The 21314-nt window shown below is 72.6% G+C and carries 20 protein-coding genes; 16 read left to right on the top strand and 4 right to left on the bottom strand.

All coding sequences use genetic code 11. The features are described 5' to 3' along the window. Positions 1-37 precede the first annotated feature (37 nt). The 4 genes from ACEUEL_RS14705 to ACEUEL_RS14720 all read left to right on the top strand — a co-directional run bounded on the left by ACEUEL_RS14705 (position 38) and on the right by ACEUEL_RS14720 (position 3143). Positions 38-679, top strand: a complete 642-nt coding sequence (locus ACEUEL_RS14705; RefSeq protein WP_405707579.1) for an amino acid ABC transporter permease — start codon at positions 38-40, stop codon at positions 677-679. After that, positions 679-1356: an amino acid ABC transporter permease gene (locus ACEUEL_RS14710; protein ID WP_405706951.1), complete on the top strand. Its 678-nt coding sequence runs from the start codon at positions 679-681 to the stop codon at positions 1354-1356. Before ACEUEL_RS14705 ends, ACEUEL_RS14710 begins: the two co-directional genes overlap by 1 nt. Positions 1357-1367: 11 nt before the next feature. Next, positions 1368-2177, top strand: a complete 810-nt coding sequence (locus ACEUEL_RS14715) for an amino acid ABC transporter ATP-binding protein (RefSeq protein ID WP_405706953.1) — start codon at positions 1368-1370, stop codon at positions 2175-2177. Positions 2178-2291: 114 nt separating this feature from the next. Next, positions 2292-3143 (top strand): transporter substrate-binding domain-containing protein, encoded by an 852-nt coding sequence (locus tag ACEUEL_RS14720; RefSeq protein ID WP_405706955.1) that lies wholly within the window; start codon positions 2292-2294, stop codon positions 3141-3143. 68 nt (positions 3144-3211) lie between these two features. On the opposite strand, the gene ACEUEL_RS14725 is transcribed toward ACEUEL_RS14720, so the two are convergent. Further along, on the bottom strand, positions 3212-3778 hold the full coding sequence (locus tag ACEUEL_RS14725) for a TetR/AcrR family transcriptional regulator (protein WP_405706957.1): 567 nt from the start codon (positions 3776-3778) through the stop codon (positions 3212-3214). 347 nt (positions 3779-4125) lie between these two features. Between ACEUEL_RS14725 and ACEUEL_RS14730 the strand changes: the two genes are divergently transcribed. Further along, entirely contained in the window at positions 4126-6048 is a 1923-nt protein-coding gene (locus ACEUEL_RS14730) for an SH3 domain-containing protein (protein ID WP_405706959.1), read from the top strand. Positions 6049-6183: 135 nt separating this feature from the next. Next, a complete protein-coding gene (locus tag ACEUEL_RS14735) occupies positions 6184-7206 on the top strand; it encodes an LLM class flavin-dependent oxidoreductase (protein WP_405706960.1) in 1023 nt (340 codons plus the stop codon). Positions 7207-7235: 29 nt separating this feature from the next. On the opposite strand, the gene ACEUEL_RS14740 is transcribed toward ACEUEL_RS14735, so the two are convergent. After that, positions 7236-8081, bottom strand: a complete 846-nt coding sequence (locus ACEUEL_RS14740; RefSeq protein WP_405706962.1) for a phosphate/phosphite/phosphonate ABC transporter substrate-binding protein — start codon at positions 8079-8081, stop codon at positions 7236-7238. Between the two features lie 323 nt (positions 8082-8404). Here ACEUEL_RS14740 and ACEUEL_RS14745 point away from each other — a divergent pair, with 323 nt between their 5' ends. The 6 genes from ACEUEL_RS14745 (at position 8405) to alr (ending at position 14118) form a co-directional block, all read left to right on the top strand. Further along, a complete protein-coding gene (locus ACEUEL_RS14745; RefSeq protein WP_405706964.1) occupies positions 8405-8626 on the top strand; it encodes a hypothetical protein in 222 nt (73 codons plus the stop codon). Positions 8627-8872: 246 nt separating this feature from the next. Further along, positions 8873-9718, top strand: a complete 846-nt coding sequence (locus ACEUEL_RS14750) for a hypothetical protein (protein WP_405706966.1) — start codon at positions 8873-8875, stop codon at positions 9716-9718. A 157-nt stretch (positions 9719-9875) separates the two neighbouring features. Further along, positions 9876-11111 carry an adenylate/guanylate cyclase domain-containing protein gene (locus ACEUEL_RS14755; RefSeq protein ID WP_405706967.1) on the top strand — a complete coding sequence of 412 codons (1236 nt, stop codon included), beginning with the start codon at positions 9876-9878 and terminating at the stop codon, positions 11109-11111. A gap of 91 nt (positions 11112-11202) precedes the next feature. Next, positions 11203-12222 carry an ABC transporter substrate-binding protein gene (locus ACEUEL_RS14760; protein WP_405706969.1) on the top strand — a complete coding sequence of 340 codons (1020 nt, stop codon included), beginning with the start codon at positions 11203-11205 and terminating at the stop codon, positions 12220-12222. Then, on the top strand, positions 12219-12920 hold the full coding sequence (locus ACEUEL_RS14765) for a hypothetical protein (protein WP_405706971.1): 702 nt from the start codon (positions 12219-12221) through the stop codon (positions 12918-12920). Before ACEUEL_RS14760 ends, ACEUEL_RS14765 begins: the two co-directional genes overlap by 4 nt. Positions 12921-12933: 13 nt before the next feature. Next, positions 12934-14118, top strand: a complete 1185-nt coding sequence (gene alr, locus ACEUEL_RS14770) for an alanine racemase (RefSeq protein ID WP_405706973.1) — start codon at positions 12934-12936, stop codon at positions 14116-14118. On the opposite strand, the gene ACEUEL_RS14775 is transcribed toward alr, so the two are convergent. Together ACEUEL_RS14775 and ACEUEL_RS14780 are read right to left on the bottom strand one after the other, a co-directional pair. Beyond that, on the bottom strand, positions 14058-16034 hold the full coding sequence (locus ACEUEL_RS14775) for an MFS transporter (protein ID WP_405706975.1): 1977 nt from the start codon (positions 16032-16034) through the stop codon (positions 14058-14060). The two genes, alr and ACEUEL_RS14775, sit on opposite strands and share 61 nt — an antisense overlap. Next, the gene (locus tag ACEUEL_RS14780; protein ID WP_405706977.1) at positions 16031-16699 is read right to left on the bottom strand and encodes a hypothetical protein; all 669 of its coding nucleotides are present in this window, start codon (positions 16697-16699) and stop codon (positions 16031-16033) included. Before ACEUEL_RS14780 ends, ACEUEL_RS14775 begins: the two co-directional genes overlap by 4 nt. Before the next feature lie 205 nt (positions 16700-16904). Here ACEUEL_RS14780 and ACEUEL_RS14785 point away from each other — a divergent pair, with 205 nt between their 5' ends. Genes ACEUEL_RS14785 through ACEUEL_RS14800 form a run of 4 tightly spaced genes read left to right on the top strand, consistent with a single transcriptional unit; the run spans position 16905 to position 21310 of the window. Continuing rightward, the gene (locus ACEUEL_RS14785) at positions 16905-17657 is read left to right on the top strand and encodes a hypothetical protein (RefSeq protein ID WP_405706979.1); all 753 of its coding nucleotides are present in this window, start codon (positions 16905-16907) and stop codon (positions 17655-17657) included. Then, on the top strand, positions 17647-18468 hold the full coding sequence (locus ACEUEL_RS14790) for a hypothetical protein (RefSeq protein ID WP_405706981.1): 822 nt from the start codon (positions 17647-17649) through the stop codon (positions 18466-18468). Before ACEUEL_RS14785 ends, ACEUEL_RS14790 begins: the two co-directional genes overlap by 11 nt. Continuing rightward, the gene (locus tag ACEUEL_RS14795; protein WP_405706983.1) at positions 18468-20987 is read left to right on the top strand and encodes an ATP-binding SpoIIE family protein phosphatase; all 2520 of its coding nucleotides are present in this window, start codon (positions 18468-18470) and stop codon (positions 20985-20987) included. Before ACEUEL_RS14790 ends, ACEUEL_RS14795 begins: the two co-directional genes overlap by 1 nt. Next, the gene (locus ACEUEL_RS14800; protein ID WP_405706985.1) at positions 20984-21310 is read left to right on the top strand and encodes an STAS domain-containing protein; all 327 of its coding nucleotides are present in this window, start codon (positions 20984-20986) and stop codon (positions 21308-21310) included. The genes ACEUEL_RS14795 and ACEUEL_RS14800 overlap by 4 nt, the downstream gene beginning before the upstream one ends. Positions 21311-21314 lie beyond the last annotated feature (4 nt).

The following is a 21314-nucleotide window of genomic DNA, read 5'->3' on the forward strand; positions in this document are numbered from 1 at the left end:
CGCGGCACGATCGGGAGAGCGCATGTTCGACACCGCCATCATCGTCAAATCGCTGCCGCTGCTGCTCGGCGCGGCGGTCTGGACGGTGGTCTATTCGCTGCTGTCGGTGGCCATCGGCTTCGGCATCGGCACGCTGGTCTGCGCCGCGCGGCTGTCGTCGCACCGCGTCTTGAGCGCGCTCGCCACCTTCTATGTCAGCTTCTTCCGCGGCGTGCCGCTGCTGGTGCAATTGCTGCTGAGCTATTACTGCCTGCCGCTGATGGGCCTCAACGTGCCCTCCTCCGTCGCCGCGGTCGGCACGCTGGCGCTGTGCACCGGCGCCTATCTTGCCGAAATATTGCGCGGCGGCTTCCTCGGCATCCCGCCCGGGCTGATCGAGGCGGCGCGCATGGTCGGCTTCTCGCGCTCCACCATCCTCACCCGCATCGAGGTGCCGATGGCGGTGCGCCTCACCCTGCCCTCGCTGGTCAACGAGACCACGATGATGGTGAAGGCCTCCTCGCTGATCTCGGTGGTGGGCGTGCTGGAGCTCACCCGCCTCGCCCAGAACATCGCCACCTCGACCTTCCAGCCGCTGGAGATCTACCTCACCGCCGGCGCCATCTATTTCGCCATCAACGCGGTGATCAGCTTTGCCGGCGACCGCGCGGAGCGCCGCTTCCGGGTGGAGAAGGCCTGATGCGCTTCGACATCTCCATCCTCACCTCGAACTGGGCCTCGCTCGCCGACGGGCTGGCGCTCACCCTCTACATCTGGATCACCGGCACCGCGCTCGGGCTCGTCGTGGGGCTGGTCGTGGCCATCCTGCAGCTCTCGACCAACCGCTGGCTGTCGGCGCCGCTCACCTTCTACGTGGCGCTGATGCGCGGCACGCCGTTCCTGATCCAGCTCTTCATCATCTATTACGGCGGCCCCTCTTTCGGGCTCGACCTGAGCCCGCTGGTCGCCGGCATCGCCGGGCTGGCGCTCTATGGCGGCGCCTATTTCGCCGAGATCTTCCGCTCGGGCTTCCTCTCCGTGCCGCCCGGCCAGATCGAGGCGGCGCGGATGATGGGCTTCTCTCGCACCGCCATCATCCGCCACGTGCAATTGCCGCAGATGCTGGTGATCATCCTGCCGGCGCTCGCCAACATGACCGTGCTGCTGTCGAAGGAAACCGCCGTGCTCTCGGTCATCACCGTGAACGAACTGACCTCGGTGGTGCAGTCGATCGGCTCGACCACCTTCGCCTTCGCCGAGACGCTGCTGTTCCTCGCCCTCGTCTACTGGGCGCTGCTCGAGATCACCACCATCGCGGCCCGCCGCCTCGAAAAGCGCGTCGGCCGCTTCACCCTGCGCACCCGCAGCCAGCCATGAAAGGCGACCGCATGAGCGAACGTCCCATGATCGACGCGCGCGGCGTGTTCAAGCGCTTCGGCCATGTCGAGGTGCTGAAGGGCATCGACCTCAGCGTCGCCAAGTCCGAGGTGACCTGCATCATCGGGCCTTCCGGATCCGGCAAGTCGACGCTGCTGCGCTGCATCGCCTTTCTCGAAGCCTATGACGAGGGCGAGATCTACATCGAGGGCGAACTGCTCGGCTATTCGCTCGAAGGCGGCCGGCGCCGGCCGGTCTCCGACGCCGAGGTCGCGCGCGTCCGGCGCAATGTCGGCTTCGTGTTCCAGCAGTTCAATCTCTGGCCGCACATGACCGCGCTGGAGAACGTCGCCGCCCCGCTGCGGCTGGCCCGCGGCATCCCGCGCGCCGAGGCCGGCGCCCGCGCCGAGGCGATGCTGGCCAAGGTCGGGCTCTCCGCCCGCGCCGGCGCCTATCCGAGCCAGTTGTCCGGCGGCCAGCAGCAACGCGTCGGCATCGCCCGCGCGCTGGCCATGGAGCCGCACATCATGCTGTTCGACGAGCCGACCTCGGCGCTCGATCCGGAACTCGTCGGCGAGGTGCTGCAGGTGATGCGCGACCTCGCTTCCGAGGGCATGACCATGGCGGTGGTGACCCACGAGATGGGCTTCGCCGCCCAGGTCGCCGACAAGGTGGTGTTCATCGACCACGGCGTCATCGCCGCCTCCGGCTCGCCCGACGAGGTGTTCCGCCGCAACGACAATCCGCGGCTCAGGCAGTTCCTTCAGAACTATTTCGAGCGCAACGTCTTCTGGCAGAATGGCGAGGCGCCTGCCGCCTGATCGGGCACGCGCGCCGATTGCGCACGCCAAGCCGTTATGTCTACACTTAATCATCAGAACCGCGCACCCGGCCCGCTGGCCGCGGCAGCCCGGAAGGGAACAGGAGAGACCGAGATGAACGTGATCACCCGGCGTCATGCCCTCGCCCGCAGCCTGCGCGTCGCCGCGCTCGGCGTCGTCGCCTCGGTCGGCTTTGCCGGCCTCGCCCAGGCCGAGGACCTGCTCGCCAAGGCCAAGGCCAAGGGCGAGCTCACCGTCGGCACCGAGCTGCAGTTCGCCCCCTTCGACTTCGTCGAGGACGGCAAGCAGGCCGGCATGAACAAGGAGATCTTCGCCGAGATCGGCAAGGAGCTCGGCGTCAAGATCACCTTCCTCGACCTGCCATGGCCGAGCGTGCTGCCGGGCCTCGAGGCCGGCAAGTTCGACATGGTGGCCGGCCCGGCCACCATCACCAAGGCGCGCATGGAGCGCTACCGCTTCACCTCGCCGATCGCCAACGCCACCGTCGCCATCCTGAAGAAGAAGGGCGACGCCTCGATCACCAAGCCCGAGGACATCGCCGGCAAGAAGGTCGGCAGCGCCAAGGCCACCGCCCAGCTCGCCCAGCTGCAGGAATTCGCCAAGACCCTGCCGACCGCCCCGACCATCCAGGAATATGTGGACTTCAGCCAGTCCTACGCCGATCTCGGTGCCGGCCGTATCGTCGCCGTGGCGAACTCGCTGCCGAACATCGCCTTCCTCGCCAAGTCGAAGCCCGACGTGTTCGAAGTGGTCGAGCCGCCGTTCGGCAAGCCGGTCTATTTCGGCTACATCGGCACCAAGAACGAGGACGCCAAGTCGCTGCTGGACGCGGTGGACGCGGTCATCATCAAGATGAAGCATGACGGCCGCCTCGCCGCCCTGCAGAAGAAGTGGTTCGGCACCGAGATGTCCACCCCCGACCAGGTGACCGAGGCGAGCTTCTGAGCCGGCCGCGGCCGGCGCCTTTCCGGCGGGCCCCCGGCTCACCGGAAGGGCGGAGGCTCCTTGCTTGCTTAGCCGAGAAGGCGGAGGGCGGCGGCGATGCCGCTCTCCAGAATGGCGGCGGAGCGCTCCGCGTCGGGCTCGACCCGCGCGAGCTGCAGCGTTCCCATGATCAGCGCGACCAGCGCGTTCGCCCGCGCCCGACGCTCGTCGGCATCGACCGCGCCCATATGCGGCGCCAGCACCGCGGCGAACCGTTCGGTCCCCTGCGCCAGCACCATCCGTGTCGCCTCGGGATGACGGGCGATTTCGGGCGCCAGCGCCGCAATCGCGCATCCCGCTCCCGGATTGTCGCGATGGCGGGGCGACAGATAGTGGCGGATGACGGCCTCGACCCCGCCCTCGGCCTGCACCTTCGCCAGATTGTCGGCCGACGCCGCGAGCGCATCGTCCACCGCCTGCCGGACGAGCTCCTCCTTGGAGTCGAAATGCGCGTAGAAGCCGCCATGGGTGAGCCCGGCGCCGGCCATGAGCGTGGCGACGCCGACGCCGTCGACTCCTTCGTCGCGGAACCGCCGCGCGGCGATCTCGACGATCCGGCGCCGCGTCGTTTCCTTGCGGCCTTTTTCATAGCGCATGGACGAACGCTCCCGTTTCGCTGGCCGGACGGCGATGCCGCGCATGCCGCTCCAGCGGTCCACGCTCGGATAGGCCGATGCATCGCGGCGCGCAATCGGGCAAACCCCTCCCCTTCGGGCGCTTCCTGTGCGACACATCGCAGCCAGCGGGGCGGCTTGTCCCGGCCGCCCCAATGCGGGCATAATGTAATCTTAGAAAGAATAGCGAAATCAATGCTCGGCGCGGTGGCGCCGATTGCCGGGAACGACTGGGGAAGCTTGCCGGATCGTCCCGAGCCTGCATCGGAAACCGGAATAATACGGCGGATATGGCAAGCGTACTGAAATTCAGCACCCGGCTGCGCGACATGGATGACAGCGACTCCGCGGAAGAGACGGTGCCGGGCCGCGTCGGTGCCCCGCCCGCGAACATGCGGCCGCAGGCGCGTCTGCGTCCGATCGAGAACGCCCCGCCCGAGCCCGTCGACGATCTCTCCACCGAAGCCTCCGCCACCATCGCCGCGCTGGCCGACGATCTCCAGCGCATCATGGCCTCGCTGACCGCGCCGAAGCCCGCGGATGCCGGCACCGTTGAGACCCGCGCGCCGGCCGCCGTCGACGACATCTTCGACCAGCTCGAGCGCAGCGCCCGCCAGAGCAACCCGCCGCCGGCACCGCCCGCGGCGCGCGTGCCGCCGCCGCTCACCGAGGCCGTCGCCGAGGCCCGCGCCGCGGTCGACTTCGACGCCGTGTTCGCCGAACCGGAGCCGCATCGGCGCGACCGCGCCCGCCCGGACCACCCGCCGGCCGCCGAGGCCCCGGCCGTCGCGCCGGCCCCTGCGCCCACCGAAGTGCCGGATGCGGCGAACGTGCCGGTCGATCTCGACGATGTCTTCGCGGAAATCGCCCTTGCCGCGGCCGCCGTGCGGACCGTCGAGCCGGCAGCCGGCCCGGCGGATGAAGGCCCGGCGGACGAACAGGACGACGACGCCCGCCTCGCGCCCGGCCCGCCTCGGGCGGAGCCGCCCGAGCCACCCGCGATGGCCCCGGCCGTCGCGCGCAGTGCACCGCCCGTTGCCCCCCCGCGGGTGGAGCCGGCGGCGTTGGACGAGCGTGCGCTCGATGATTCCGAGGCCTTCCTCATCGATACCGACGCCTTCCTCGACCAGTTGGAGACGTCGGCGCCTTCCGTGCCGCCGCCCGCGCCGTCCGCCCGCCAGCCGCTGCGCATGCCCGCCCCGCCCCGCCGCGGCGCCGAACCCGGCCAGCCGGCGGCGCCTGCCCCGTCCGCCCCCCGCAGCTGGGAGCCCGGGCGCGCGCGCAAGGCGCAGCCGGCCCGGCGGACCGCCGTGGCGCGGATCCCGCGCGGCCCTCTCGTTCTCGCCATCGTACTGTGCGCCGTCGTCGGCGGCGGCGCCATCGCCACCCTGCTCGGCCTGAAGCGCGGCGACGACGCGGCCTCCACCGGCGAGACCGCCGCCCTCGCCGCACCGGTCGTGGCGGCGGCGCCCGCGCCGCGTGCGCCCGCCGCCCCGGCACTCGAGGCGCCCGAGCCGGCGGCCCCGGGACCCGCGCCCGCAGCGATGGCTCCCGAGCCGGCCGAGGCGCCGCCCGCCATCCGCACCATCCACCTGCCGTCGTCGCAATTGCGGCCGGGCGACACCGGCGCGGCCAGCCGACTGGCCCCGCCCGTCCTCGCCGGCGAGACCGCGGCCCCCGAGAGTGCCCCGTCGGAGAGCGCCGCGCCGGAAAGCGCCGCACCGGCCATCGCGCCCACGCCCGCGGCGGCCGAACCGGTCCCGGCCGCGCCGTTGCCCGCCGATCCCGCGCCCGCCGCCGGCAACCCGGCGCTGGTCCAGGAACCCGACGCGGTCACCGAGCCGACCGCCGAGGCCCCGCCCGCCGAGCCGGAAGCGGCGAGCCCGCCGCCGGTGGTCGCCAGCCCCGCGACGGAGACACCGCCGGCGGCGGCCGCTACCCTCCCGGCGGCCACCTCTGCGGCGTCCGGCGCTGCCGCGCCGCGGCCGGCCGCGCCCGTCGTCGCCGCCCGCCCCCCTGCTTCCGCCACGCCGGCGGCGCCGGTGAGCGCCGGCAATGCCACCATCCGCCAGGCCGTCAACATGCGGGCCGCGCCGGACAACAATGCCGCCACCGTCGGCATCGTCCCGGCGGGGGCCAATGTCCAGGTCGTCTCCTGCACCATCTGGTGCCAGATCACCTATAACGGCAAGCCGGGCTGGGTGTTCAAGCGCTTCATCGGCGCGCCGGCCGGCGGCGCAACGCCGGGCTGATCCGGATCCGGCAGGCCGCCGTTGCCGGCGGCACGCAAAGCGGGTTTGCAGGAATGAGGAGCCAGAGCGGCTGACGCCCTGCTATGGTTGCGCCGTTGCACGCCCGCCCGGCGTGCCCAGCTCGGCAGTCCCGTCATGAAGAAGATCGGCTTCCTGTCCTTCGGCCACTGGTCGCCCTCCCCCCATTCCGGCACGCGCTCGGCCGCCGACGCGCTGCTGCAGTCGATCGAGCTGGCGGTCGCCGCCGAGGAGCTCGGCGCCGATGGCGCCTATGTCCGCATCCACCATTTCGCCCGCCAGCTCGCCTCGCCCTTCCCGCTGCTGGCGGCGATCGGCGCGAAGACCAGCCGCATCGAGATCGGCACCGCCGTCATCGACATGCGCTACGAGAACCCGCTCTACATGGCCGAGGATGCCGGCGCCGCCGACCTCATCGCCGGCGGGCGGCTGCAGCTCGGCATCAGCCGCGGCTCGCCCGAGCAGGTGATCGACGGCTGGTGCCATTTCGGCTACCAGCCGGCCGAGGGCGAGACGCCCGCCGACATGGCCCGCCGCCACGCCGAGGTGTTCCTCGACGTGCTGCGCGGCGAGGGCTTCGCCGAACCCAATCCGCGCCCGATGTTCCCCAACCCGCCCGGCCTCTTGCGCCTCGAACCGCATTCGGACGGGCTGCGCGATCGCATCTGGTGGGGCGCGAGTTCCAACGCCACCGCCGTCTGGGCGGCGAAGCAGGGCATGAACCTGCAGAGCTCCACGCTGAAGGACGACGAGACCGGCGAGCCCTTCCACGTCCAGCAGGCGGCCCAGATCCGCGCCTACCGCGCCGCGTGGAAGGAGGCCGGCCATGCGCGCCAGCCGCGCGTCTCGGTCAGCCGCAGCATCTTCGCGCTGGTGGACGACCGCGACCGCGCCTATTTCGGCCAGAGCGGCGACAGCGCCGACCAGATCGGCTTCATCGACGCGCAGACGCGCGCCATCTTCGGGCGCTCCTATGCCGCCGAACCCGACGTGCTGGCGCGGCAGCTCGCCGAGGACGAGGCCATCACCGAGGCCGACACGCTGCTGCTGACCGTGCCGAACCAGCTCGGCGTCGCCTACAACGCCCATGTCATCGAGGCGATCCTCACCCACGTCGCCCCCGCGCTCGGCTGGCGCTGAACGCGGCACGGCTCAGGCGAGACGCGGCGTCAGGCGAGGCTGGGATAGCCGGCGGCGATCGCCTCCCGCTCGATCTCCAGCACGCGGTCATAGGCGGCGTCCGGCAGCCGCGCGAAGCCGGTAAGCCCGAACGCCGCGCGCGCCGGCGCCGCCGCCGGGTCCTCCATCAGCGTGTCGAGCGCGCGCCGCAGCGCCTCGACCAGCTCGTCGCCGGCATCGACCCGCGTCACCAGCGGCAGCGCCGGGCTGGGCTCGGTGACCGCGAGCACGCGCACGCCGGCGACGCGCTCGGGCGCATGGCGTGCGGCCAGCGTGAAGGTGACGCCGTCGATCGCCGCGACATCCGCCCGCCCCTCCGCGACCGCGGCGAGGCTGGCGAGATGGCCGCCGGTGACGACGGTGTCGGCGAAGAACGGCGCGCCGCCGGCCAGCGGCGCCAGCGCGGCGCGGAACAGGTTCATGCCGCTGTTGCTGTCGTACCCGTTCAGGGCGGCGACGCGGCCGCGCAGGGCGGCAAGATCGGCGGCCGGATCGTCCGCCCGCACGACGATGGCGCTGCGGTGCCAGCCCTCCGCGGTGTAGGGCGAGGCGAATACCGGCGTCGCCACCACCCGCAGCCGGCCGGCATAATGCGTCCTCAAGGGATAGCCGCAGGTATGGCCCAGCACGAGAGCCGGATCGAGCAGAGCCTCGCCGATCGGCCGCTCGCGCGCGAGGCCCGCCGGCACCCCCCCGGCGAGCGCCTCCACCCCCTCGGCGATCATCGCCGCCCGCAGCGCGGACCACAGCATATCCTGCGCGGCGTGAAGGTAGGGCGGGTCGTACATGCCGAGCGTGACGACGGCAGCAGCGGGGCGGTGCGGGGCATCGGTCATGGCCGGCGAGCTATCCCATTCCGGGGCGGGTGAGCGCCGCCCGATATTAATCTACAAAAATAGTTGACAACTGCAGCACGACGGGTAGAAGGGAGGGTGCCGGGTGTGCTCCCCGGCCGCGGGATTTGATACCCGGCAGCTTGCACCGCGTCACCAACGCTAAAGCGCCACGCTGAAGTCGTGGTCGGGCAACGAGCTTGAGGAACCGCACCATGACCTTGTGTTGTCGACGTCCCCGCAGGTCCTGAACCGCTTTCGCGCCTGACCTTCACCGACCGGATGCGCCGCCATGGGCGCGCTCCGCTTCCCGGGACGACCCGATCATGACGTTCACCTCCCCGCATGGCGCCGCCGCGCCCGCTTTCTCGCCCGTCTCGCTGGCGGATGAGCCCTCGATCGAGGACATCCTCGGCGATCCGATCACCGCCCTCATCCTGCGCCGCGACGGCATCACCGCCGCCGCGGTCCGGGCGCAACTCCAGCGCGAGCGCGAGCGTCTCGCCGGGCTCTACCCGCCGCAGGACGTCTACGGCCGCGCGGCCTGAGCGATCGACGGGCATCGCGAAATAAATACAACCTTGGGTTAACTCCGGCATTGGAGGCGACCCGATCCCATGCCATAGTCGACGGCATCGGCCCGCCGGCCCCTGCCCTTGCCTTCCCTCGACTGCCCGACGGCTCCGGCACCCCGCGCGGGCGGCCGGCGCCGATCCGGGACCGGCGATGAGCGCGGCACGACGGCCGACCAGGCGTCCGCGGGTTCGTGCGGTTCGGTCCCGGAAGCCCTTGCCATGAAAAATCTGGTCTATTTCGCCACGATCGTCGTCGCCCTGCTGATCGGCATCGCTCTCTTCGTGCTGTCGAAGAACGAGGTGCCGGCCATGATCGGCCTGCCGCTGCTGGCGATCGGCGCGGTCATCGTGCTGATCATCCTGCTCTGCACCATGTCGGTGGTGTTCGCCTCCTACGGCCTGCAGGACAAGTCGCAGGCGCTCGCCCTGCCGGAAGGTTCGATCCGGGCGGTGATCGCGCTGATGCTGATCGTGCTGTTCGCCATCCTGTCGATCTACCTGTTCGGCAGCCTGTCCGGCGGGCCGAGAACCTCCCTCGGCGTGCTGGACGAAGCGGTGGTCGGCCAGCTGAAGGAGCGCTTCGGCACCGGCGTCATGGCCCTGCCGGTCGCCGGGGACAAAGGCAAGTTCACCGTCTGGCTGAGCGAGCCGATCTCGGCGGAGGGCGTCGACTTCGCCCGCCAGCTTCTCGTGCTGGTGGGTACGCTGGTGACCTCGATCTCGAGCTTCTATTTCGGCTCGAAGACCGCGAACGAAGCCGTCGAGCGGGCCACCGCACCTTCAGCACCGGTCGTCGAACTGCTCGACCCGACGGGTTACGCCAGGGGCAGCGGCCCGCAGCCCTTCCTGCTGAAGGGCCGCAATCTCGGCAATGTCTTCGGCGCCAGCATCGCGCTGGGCGGCCGCCAGGTCGCCGCGAGCGGGATCGACGCCAGCGTGCCCGGCGAACTGCGCTTCACGCTGGAGGTGCCGGAGGGCGAGCCGGACGGCGACTGGGCGCTGACGCTGGCCGATGGCAAGCTCGGCCTGCAGCCGACCGGGCGGACCATCGCCATATCCGCCTGAGCGCGGCGCGGCCGGCGCGTACACCATCCCGCAAGATGATGCCCGCCCGCGGCGGCGGGGCGGTTCCGGCGCGCCCCGCTTTCGGCCTATGCTGGCCGGCCGGCGCGCGGGCGGCGGATCCCGCCGCCTGTCGAAAACCTGCCGCCGAAGACCTGTCATGAGTTCCGCCGAGCACATCATCCACCGCACCATTCTCGCCAGCATGGCCGACGGCGTGCTGACCCTCGACATGGGCGGGCGCATCACCACGCTCAACCCCGCCGCCGCCAAGCTGCTCGGCGTCAGCGAGGCGGAGACCACCGGCCGCAGCTTCGCCGAGGTGTTCATCGCCGACCCGGACTTCGAGCCGCTGGTCGAACTCGTGCTGAAGGCGATCTACGAATCCGCCACCTCGCACATCGAGGAGATCGCCATCCCGCGCGGCGAAGGGCCCGGCCTGCCGCTCCACGTCACGACCAGCTATCTGCGCGACGAGGAGGGCGCCCGGCTCGGCGTCATCGTGGTGCTGACCGATCTCACCGAGCGCTTCCAGCGCCAGCGCATCAAGCGCCTGATGGGCCAGTACATCGACGACCGCATCGTCGGCCTGCTGCTCGCCCGGCAGGAGGAGAACCAGCTCCACCGCGCCCGCCGCGCCATGACGGTGAGCTTCTGCGACCTCGCCGGCTTCACGCGCCTCTCCGAGGCGCTGGAGCCGGACGCGCTGCTCGAGGTGCTGAACGCCTATCTCAGCCTGATGTCGGCCGCGATCGGACGCGCCGAGGGCATCACCGACAAATATATCGGCGACGCGGTGATGGCCTATTGGGGGCCCCCCTTCAACACCGAGAGCACGCAGGCGGCCCTCGCCTGCACCGCCGCCCTCGATCAGCTCGACCGGCTGGCCGATCTCGACCGCCTCGCCGCCCCCCACCTCGCCGGTCGCGAGGGGCTCGCCATCGGCCTGCGCATCGGCATCGCCACCGGCCCGGTCGTCACCGGCGATGTCGGCCCGGTGAACGCCCGCAACTTCACCCTGATCGGCGACAGCGTGAACGTCGCCGCGCGCCTCGAATCCGCGAACAAGGACTACGGCACCCGCATCCTCACCGACGAGGCGACGCGGCACGCCGCCGGCCCGGACTTCCTCTTCCGCGAGATCGATTCCGTCGTGCTGCGCGGCCTCACCCGCTCCCAGCCGGTGTTCGAGCTGATGGGGCGGCGCGAGGACGGCGGCCGCGCCGGCGCGCTGTGCGCCGCCTATGGCGCCGCGCTCGCCGCGTGGCGGGAGGGCGACATGGACGCGGCGGTCCGCGAGGCGCGGGCCGCGCTGGCGCTGTCCCCGGAGGACGGCCCCAGCCGGCGGCTGCTGACACGCATCGACGCCGCGCGGGAGCGGGGGGACGGCACCTGAGCGATCACTTCAAATCTGCGGGAAATCATTACCCTGCGCGAAGGAATCCCTGCTAGATATCGCCATCTCCAGCCGTTCGAGACCGAGAGCCATGCGCATCACCCGGCGTGAACTCGTCACCGCGGCCGCCGGCGCGGCGGCGGCGGGCCTCGTCACCGCGGCCCCCGCCCGCGCCAAGAGCAGCGGCCGCCCGTTCCGCATCCTCATGCTCACCTACCGCGGCGAGACCGACGTCGAGCGCGGCTTCCGCGACTATCTCTCCGCCTCCGGCCGTGATTTCGAATTCGTCGCCCGCGACGCCAACCGCGATCCGGGCAAGGTGGCGGACTTCCTGCAGGAAGTGCCCGACCTCAAGCCCGACCTCATCTACACCTGGGGCACGCCGATCACCCTGCAGACGGTCGGCCCCTATGACGCGCCCGACCGCGCGCGCTTCGTCAACGACATCCCCGTGGTGTTCGCCCTCGTCGCCGCGCCGGTGAAGGCGAAGATCGCGCCCGCCTTCGCCTCCTCCGGCCGCAACGTCACCGGCGCCGTCCATGTCGTGCCGACCGACGTGCAGATGCGGGCGCTGCAATCCTACCGGCCGGCGAAGACCGTCGGCGTGCTCTATTCCACCACCGAGCAGAATTCGGTGGCCATCGTCGCCGAACTGCGCGCGCTCCTCGGCGCGAAGGACGTGAAGCTGGTCGAGCAGACCTTCACCCTCGACGCCAAGGGCCAGCCGAGCGCCGAGGGCGTCGCCGACAAGGTCAGGCAGCTGAAGGCGGACGGGGCGGAGTGGCTCTATTTGCTGCCCGACACCTTCCTCGGCACCATCTACAGCCAGGTCACCCCGGTCGCCCGCGACGCCAAGCTGCCGACCTTCGGCGCGGCGGAACTCGCCGTGCGCGAGGGCGGCGCGCTGGTCGGGCTGGTGAGCCGCTATTATTCGGTCGGCCAGCTCGCCGCCCAGAAGGCGCTCGACATACTGGTCGACGGCAAGAAGCCGTCCGAGGTGCCGATCGAGACGCTCAAGCGCTTCTCGCTGATCATCAACATGAAGGTCGCCAAGCAGCTCGACGCCTATCCGCCGATCGCCATGCTGGACTACGCGGAAGTCATCACATGAGCCCTGCGCCCGCGCGCAGCCCGGCGGCGTTGGCGGACACCCCCTCCCTGCAGGCGAGCCGGCTCGGCGAGGCCGATCTCGACGCCATCGAGGCCCTCCACCACCTGTCCATGGGCGCCGACATCCGCCCCGACATCGTGAAGCCGGAGAAGCGCTCCTTCTTCGCCGGCATCCTCGGCGGGCGCGGCGGCGCCTTCGGCCTGTTCGACGGCGGGACGATGGTCGCCTACGCCATCCTTCAGCACGCCATCCTGCCCGACGACGACCCCCGCCCGCTGCTGGGGCTCTCCGCGCAGCCGAGCCTCGCCAAGCTGGCGGGTGCGGGGGTGGCGCCGAGCCATCGCGGCCAGGGCCTGCAGCGGCGCCTCATCCATCTGCGGGTCGAGGCGGCCGGCGACGCCGACCTGCTGTTCTCCACCGCCGCGCCGCTCAACACGCCGAGCTGGACCAACCTGATCGCGGAAGGCTTCGCCATCCGCGCCATCGTCACCCGCTATGGCGGGCTGGTGCGCTTCCTGCTCGTGCGCGAGCGCGGCGCCGGTCCCGTCCCCGCCGCGCTGGTCGCGGCCGGGCGCGCCCTCGCCCCGCTCGATCTCGACGGCCAGCGCGCTGTGCTCGCAGCCGGCTGGCGCGGCGCCGGGCTGGCGCGGATCGCCGGCGAGCCGGCCATCCTCTACGTCCCGCCCGCGGCGCGGTGAACGGGCGCGGGCGATGAACATCACGGCGGAGCGGGCCGCGGACGACGACAGGATCGGCAGCCAGGACGCCGACCGGCCGGTGCTCGACATCGATCTCGGCGCGATCGACCGCAACTGGGCCCGCGCCCGCGCCCGGGCCGCGCCGGGCGCGATCGTCGCCGCGGTGGTGAAGTGCGATGCCTACGGGCTCGGCGCCGGCCGCATCGTGCCGCGCCTGCACGGCCTCGGCTGCCGCGACTTCTGGGTCGCCCATCTCGACGAGGCGATCGCCTGCGCGGCGCTGGCGCCCGGCGCGCGGATCCACGTGCTGAACGGCCTCGCCGGCGTCGATCCCGCCCTGTTCCGCCGGTTCGGCCTCGTGCCCGTGCTGGCGAGCCTTCCGGATATCGCCGCCGCGCAGCAGGAGGCGCGGCGGCGCGGGCCGCTCCCCGTCGCCGTCCAGCTCGACACCGGCCTCAACCGGCTGGGCCTCGACCTCGGCGAGGTGCGCCGGCTGATCGCCGAGCCGGAGCGCCTCGCCGGCCTCGACATCCGCCTGTGGATGAGCCATCTCGCCTTCTTCGCCGAGCCGGGCCACCCGGAGAATGCGCGCCAGCGCCGGCGGCTGCGGGCCTGGCTGTCGCGCCTGCCGGCGGCGCCGGTGAGCCTCGCGGCCTCCTCGGGCCTCTATGCCGGCCCGGAGGCGCATTTCGATCACATCCGCGTCGGCAGCGCGCTCTATGGCGTCAACACCATCCGCAACCGCGAGGTCGGGCTGGAGCCGGTGGCGCGCCTCTCCGCGCCGATGCTGCGGGTGAACGAGGTGCGCGCCGGGGCCGGCGTCGGCTATCACGGGCTCTATCACGCGCCCGCGCGCCGGCGGCTCGCCACCGTGGCGCTCGGCTATGGCGACGGCGTGCCGCCGCAACTCGCTGGCCGCGGCGAGGTTCGCGTGGCCGGGCACCCGGCGCCGATCGTCGGCGGCATCGCCATGGGGCTGATGAGCGTCGACGTCACCGACCTGCCCGAGGGGCTCGCCGCGCCCGGCCGCCGCGTCGTGCTCTACGGGGCGGACCCGCGGGTGGAGACGGTCGCCGCCCTCGCCGGCATCGCGCCCAACGTGCTGCTGACCGCCACCGCCTCGCGCGCCATCCGCGCCTATTCCGGTTCCGGCGACGCGGCACTGCGCGCGCCGACGCCCTCTCCCGACGCGCCGTAGCGCCGCGCCAGCGCGAAGCCGGCCGCGCCCGCCACCACCATCGCGCCGATGCCGCCGAGCGCGAGGGAAAAACCGAGCGTGCCCAGCATCAGCCCCGCCGCCGCCGGTCCCGCCGCATTGCCGAGCCGCTCCACCAGCCGGAACAGGCCGAGCACGCCGGCCCCGCCCCCCGCCCCGGCGCGCGCGGAATGGGCGACATCGGCGACCAGCGCCGATTGCGGGGCGATCGACATCGCCTGGCCGATGCCGAGCAGGGCGAGGATCGCCGCCATCGGCCAGAGGTCGCTCGCCACCGGGGCGAGCAGCAGCGCCCCGCCCCCGGCCACCGCGCCGCCCAGCGCGACGAACGCCGCCTTGGCGCGCAGCCGGTCGGACAGCGCCGCGAAGAGCTGCACGCCCACGACGAGGATCACCGGATAGATCATCTGCAGCCGCCCGATGTCGGCGGCGTTGTAGCCCTGCCGCGCCAGTTCGACCGGCAGCAGGAAGAAGCACAGCGCCGCCAGCAGGAACTTCGCCGGAAAGGCGCAGCCGAAGATCAGCGCCAGCAGCCCCGGCGCCCGTACCGCGCCGGCGAGGCCCGCCAGCGCCGAGCCGGACGCGGCCGGGCGCGGCGCCGCCGCCGGCAGGAAGGCGAGCGCCAGCAGCGCCGAGAGCGCCGCGAGCCCCGCCGAGGCGACGAAGGCGCTCTGGTCGCCCAGCCGGTCGGCAATGACGCCGCCGATCGGCGGCCCGCACAGCGCCGCCACCATGATGGCGCGCACGAAGGTGGCGAGGCCCTGCGCCCGCTGCTCGGGGCGCGAGCGGTCGATCACATGCCCCTGCGCCGAGACGAACACCAGCGCGAAGCCGACCGCCGCGACGCTGCGGGCGGCGAGGAACACGCCGTAGCTCTCGGCCAGCGCCGCCCCGCCATAGCCGGCGACCGCAATGAGCGCGCCGAGCACGAAGCCGCGCCGCCGCCCGAGCCGTTCCGACCACGCCGCAAATGGCAGCTGGCACAGCGCGACGATCGCCATGAACACGACGATGGGCAGGCTGACCAGCAGGTCGATGCCGAGCGGCCCCTCGGGCGGCGCCAGCGCCCGCGTCAGCCGCGGCAGGAAGGGCCGCGTCAGCTCCTCCGCCAGCATGAACAGGAACAGCGCCGGCCGCACCGCCTCGGCGGCGAGGTTCTCGCCGGCATGCTCGGCGCGGATGCCGGTGCGGGCCTCGAGCCCGTCCAGCGCCCGCACGGCCGGCAGGTCCCCGGCCGCCTCCGCCCGCGCCCGCAGCCCGTCATGCCGGCGGCGCAGCGCATCGAGCGGCTGGTCGAGCGCGGCCAGCGCCGGCGCGTCGGCCACCCGGGCGTGCCGGCCGAGCTCGCCGCGGGCGAGGGCCCGCACATGCGCCTCGATGGCGCCCAGCAGCGCGATGCCCCGCGTGCCGACCACCAGCGCCACCAGTTCCAGTGCGATCAGCAGCGCGACCAGCCCGATGAAGCCGATGTCGATCAGCACGCCGCGGATCCGCGCCGCCAGCGCATCGGGATCGATGGCGATGCGCAGCGTCGCGGCGGGCGCGCCGGCAGCCGCCACCGGCACCTCGACCAGTTGCGCATCCTCGGGAAATTCGCCGTGGGAGGCCAGCATCCGCCCGTCGGGGCCGACCAGCGCCATGCCGGCGACCTCGCCATGGCTGCGCGACAGCCCGGCGAAATAATCCTCGACCCCGACCAGCTTCTCGACCGGCACGCCGGCCTCCAGCCCGCGGGCGATGAGCACGGCGGCCGAGCGCGCCACCGATTCGGCCTTCACCAGCGCCTGCGGCACCACCACCTCGCGCACGGCGCGCTCGACGCCGAAGCCGACCCCGGCGAGGGCCAGCGCCAGGATGGCGGCGACGCCGAGCGAGATGGCGGGGCGCAGCCGGATCATGCCGCGCTCCCGTGCCCGCCGGCAGCGACGGCGTCCGCCTCCAGCCGCCGGGCGACATCGGCATGCACCGCGTCGGCATCGACCAGCGCCCGCCGCGCCGGCTCCGGCCAGGTCGCGGCATCGCTCGCCCGGGCGACCGCGCGGCGCAGCGTCAGCGCCAGCGCGAGACCGGCGGCGAGCGTGGCCACCACGGCGAAGACGACGGCGAGCAGCGTATAGAACCGCACCCGGTCCCACAGCGCGGCGGCGCCGACCTCGACGCCGACGGGATCGTAGACCAGCACCACCTCGCCGGCGACGCGGCCGGTATCGGTGCGGATCGGCCGGGCCAGCGCGATGCCGCCCGCCGCGCCGCCGCCCGCATCGCTGGAGAACAGCCGCTGGCGGGCCTCGTCATGCACCTCGATGCGCCGCACCAGCGGGTCGAGCCCGGCCTCCTGCGCCAGCAGCGCCGGCAGCGTGGTCTGGCTGCGCAGCGCGATGCCGAGCGCGCCCGCCCGCTCCGCCGCGGCGGCGATGCGCTCGGTCGAGATGGCGAAGCGCGACTGCAGCACGTCGCGATAGGCGCCCACCAGCGTGCCATAGGCGAAATAGCCGCCGAACGCGACGCAGGCCGCGACCAGCACGGCGAAGAGGACGATCAGCGTCAGGGCGGTGCGGATCATGGGCGGCGGATCATGGGCAATGGCGGCCGGCGAGGCGGGAACGGGCGTCGGGGAAGAGCAGGCGCGGGCGGCGATTCCCCGCGCTGCGCCGCAGCCTCACCGGCAATCGACCCCGTTTCAAGGTTACTTTGCGATAGAGGGTCCACTTTCGGGCAACATGCTTTAGGCTCCGCGCCCGAACTGTCCCGGTGCCGACTCCCGCGCAATGACCTTCACCAGCCGCCTCATCATTCTCTCCGTCGTCGCGGTGCTGGCGGCGATCGCCGCCGTCTCGGCGGTGGCCTTCGAGGTGCGCGCCCGCATCGACGCGGCGATCGACGAGACCCGGGTCTCGCATCTGCTCGGCTCGCTGCAGGCGACCGGGCAGGCCAATCTCGACATCGGCCTGGCGCTGGACCAGATCGGCCTGCTGCAGGCCCGCATCGAACGCGAGAAGGCCGGCGATCCCGCCATCCTCGGCATCGACGTGTTCGACGCGCAGGGCCACCCGCTCTACACCACCGATCGCGGCTCGCTGGGCGAGCCGGTGCCCGACGGCTGGCTCGTCCATCTCGACGATCCCGGCGTGTGGCACACGGCGGACCGGGGCGACCAGACCTTCGGCGTGCGCTTCGAGAACGATCTCGGCAAGCCCGTCGGCGGCATCGCGCTGACCATCGCCGAGGCCGGCCGCTCCCGCAGCGCGCTCGAATGGGGGCTCATCATCGCCGCCCACGCCATGATCGCCGCGCTCGGCGCCGCCGTGCTCGCCGGCATCGCCGCGTTCCTCTACGGGCGGCGGGCGACGCGGCCCTTCGTCCAGGCCGCCGTCCTCCTGCACGATCCCGCCGCCGCGGCGGGGCGCCCGGCGCTGGCCTTCGACGCCGGCGCGCTGGCGGCGCGCGCGGCATGGGTGGAGGCCGATGCCGCCGTGTCGGCCGGCCTCGAACGGCTGGGAGCGCTCGACGATGTCGGTTGAGCCCGTCATCCGCGGCCGCCACCCGGTGCTGGCCACGGCGCTGTTCGCCGGCCTGAACGTCGCGCTGGTGGCGGGCATCGCCGCGCTCGTGCTGGTGGGGCGGTTCGAGACCGAGATGCGCGAGGGCGCGCGCTACGAGCTCGGCCGCATCGGCGGCTCGGTCGCGCGGTCGCTGGCCATGCAGTACCAGAAGGCCGTCGACTACGGCATCCCGCTCGACGCCCTGCCCGGCGTGCAGGACCAGCTCGCCGACACGCTCGCCCGCACCAGCGGCATCACCCGGATCGCGCTGCTCACCGCCGACGGGCGGGAACTCGGCGCCGCCGGCGTGGCGGAGGAGGGTGACGACACCGTCGCCGCCCCGATCGCGCAGGGCGGGCAGGGCATCGCCCGGATCGAGGTGGCGACCAGCCCGGCCGCGCTCGCCAACGCCTTCGCCACGCTGCGGCTCGGCGCGCTGGCCGCGGTCGCCCTCGCCAGCCTCGCCGCCGCGCTGGCCGGCGCCTTGCTCGCCGGCCGCTCGCTGGCCCGCCGCTCCGCCGAGTTCGCCGCGACGCTCGCCGCGTTGGCGGCGAGCCGCTTCGCCGCCCCGGTGCCGCCGATGCCCGGGGCCGGGCGCATGGCCTGGAGCTTCCGCGCCTTCGGCGAGCGCCAGCGCGAGATCCGCGAGCGGCGTTTCGCCTTCGACGCCTATGCCGACGAGCTGCTCGCGGTCGATTTCGACGACCGGCTGCGCCCCGAGATCGAGCGCATCCGCGCCGAGCTGGGGCTGGAGCGGATGGCGCCGCCGCCCGCGGCGGAGGAGGCGTGATGCTGCTGCGCAGCCGCATAACGCTCATCGTCGCCGTCGGCTTCGTGCTGATGGCCGCCAGCCTCACCGTCGCCGGCTGGCTGCGCGACCGCATCACCCAGCAGCGCACCGACGAGATCGCCATCGAGGGCCAGTTCGACCTCTGGCGCGAGATCGTGGCGGTGCGCACCACCGGCCTCGCCAGCATCGCCGAGATCTTCGCGCGCGCGCCCGGGCTGAAGGAGGCGATCTACCGCCGCGACCGCTTCGCCGTGGCGCGGATCGCCACCGAGGTCGGGCGGGGGCTCGAGGACGGGCCGGACGCGCAGATGGTCGAGATCCTCAGCCCGGAAGGCGAACTCCTCTACGTCGCCAACCGCAGCTCGCCGCGGCTGATCCTCGACGCCGGCACGCTCGACCGTGCCTTCGCCGACGAGGAGATCCGCGGCCTGCGCCAGGCCGATCCGGGCCAGCTGCTGCTGGTCGAGGCGCAGGTGGTCGAACTCGACGGCGGCGGGCGCGGGCTGGTGGTGGTCGCGCGCAACGCGGCCCGCGCGCTGGAGCGCTTCGCCAGCCGCATCGAGGGCGCGGCGACGCTGGTGACGCTGCGCGGGCGCGTCGCCGCCACCACCGACGCCGCCCTGTGGCAGGCCACCGGCCTCGCGCCGTCGCCGCGCCGCCCGGCCGTGGAGACGGTGGAAGTCGGCGAGCGCACCTATGGCGTGGTCAGCATCCCCGTGCGCGACGTCAATGGCGGCGCGGTCGGCGCCGTGGTCTCGCTGCAGGACATCACCCGCAGCCAGACCATCGCCCGGCTGCTGCGCAACGGCACGATGGCGGGCGCGGCGCTGCTCACCCTGATCGGCATACTGACGCTGAACTACTATCTCTGGCGCAGCTTCCGGCCGCTCGAATCCGCCCTCGACGTACTGGAGCACCTGTCGCTGGGCAGCGCCCCGCGCCCGGGCCTGCCGAACCGGCGCGACGAGATCGGCCGCGTCACCGACGCGGTCGCCGCCCTGCGCGCCAGCCAGCAGCAGCTCGCCGAGACCCGCCGCCAGCGGCTGCGCGTGCGGCTGCGGCAGGAAGGGGTGATCCGCCACGAGCTCAGCCGGCTCGCCGACCAGATCGACCCCTCCGACCGCAACGAGGTGCTGGCGCTGCTCGGCCCGGCCGGCGAGGTCCGCCACGAGGCGGCCGACGACGAGCTGCGCCGCCTCGCCCGGGTGATGCGCGACCTCTCCCGCCGCATCGCCGACCAGCACGGCAGGCTCACCGGCATGGTCGCCGAACTGCGCGAGGCCCTCGTTACCAAGACCAAGCTGATCGGCATTCAGCAGGAGCTGGAGATCGCCCGCCGCGTGCAGAGCGCGATCCTGCCGAAGACGCTGATCCCGGACGGGCGCCTCGCGGTGGAAGGCCGCATGACGCCGGCGCAGGAGGTCGGCGGCGATTTCTACGACTACTTCATGATCGATGACGACACGCTCGGCTTCGTCATCGCCGACGTCTCCGGCAAGGGCGTGCCGGCGGCGCTGTTCATGGCCATCACCCGCACGCTGGTGAAGACCACCGCGCTGTTCGAGCGCTCGCCCTCCGGCTGCGTGCGCCGGGTCAACGAGCTGCTGGCCGCGCAGAACGACCAGATGCTGTTCGTGACGCTGGTCTACGGCACGCTCGACCTCGCCAGCGGCCGCGTCACCTATGTCAATGCCGGCCATAACCCGCCCTACCGCATCGGCGCGGGCGGCGACGTCTCCACCCTCGGCGCCACCGGCGGCATGGCGGTCGCCGTGGTGGAGGGCTTCCCCTATGTCGAGCACACCCTCGATCTCGCGCCGGGCGAGACGCTGTTCCTGTTCACCGACGGCGTGACGGAAGCCTTCGACGTCGACGGCGAGGCCTATGGCGACGCCCGCATCGCCGCGCTGCTCGCCACCGGCGCCGACCGCTGGAGCATCGCCGAGCTGTCCGAGCGCGTGCTGGCGAGCGTCCATGCCTTCGAGCGCGGTGCCGACCAGGCCGACGACATCACCCTGCTCACGCTGCGCTATCATGGCCCGGACGGGAAGGCGGACGCCGCGCCCGTGCCGCAGGGGACCCGCGAGGCGATGAACCGGCTCGAACTCGACATCCCCAACCGCATCGAGGACGTCGGCGCCGCGCTGGCCGCGGTCGAGGCCTTCTGCGAAACGCACGACATGCCCGCGCGCGCCGTGCACCACGTCACCCTCGCGCTCGACGAGCTGATCACCAATGTGGTGAGCTATGCGTGGCCCGCCGGCGGCGAGCACCATGCCCGGCTCACGCTCGACGTCGCGGACGGCAGCCTGATCGCCGAGCTGGTCGACGACGGCGTCGCCTTCAACCCGCTGGAAGTCGACGCTCCCGATCTCGACGCCCCGCTCGACGAGCGCCGCGTCGGCGGCCTCGGCGTTCATTTCGTCCTGACCTTCATGGACGACATCCGCTATGAGCGGATCGGTGGCCGCAACCACCTCACCCTTCGCAAGCACCTGAACGGGAATCCGCCACAGTGACTGACGCGCCGTCGACACCGCCCCTCGTCGTGACCCCCGTGCGCCGCCTCGACAGCGCCTCCTCGCCCGCCTTCGAGGAGGAAATCAACGCCCGCCTTGCCGGCGGCGCCCGCGATCTGGTGATCGACTTCTCCGGCGTCGACTATATTTCGAGCGCGGGCCTCAGGGTCATCCTGGTGGCCGGCAAGAAGCTGAAGGCCGCCGGCGGCCGGCTCGCCCTCGCCGGCCTGCGGGACAATTGCCGCGAGGTGTTCGAGATCAGCGGCTTCGTCGCGCTGTTCCCGGTGTTCGACACCGTCGAGGCGGCCCGCGCCGCCGGCTGAACGC

It is taken from the genome of Ancylobacter terrae (assembly GCF_045108345.1).
In the GTDB taxonomy this organism is placed as follows: Bacteria; Pseudomonadota; Alphaproteobacteria; order Rhizobiales; family Xanthobacteraceae; genus Ancylobacter.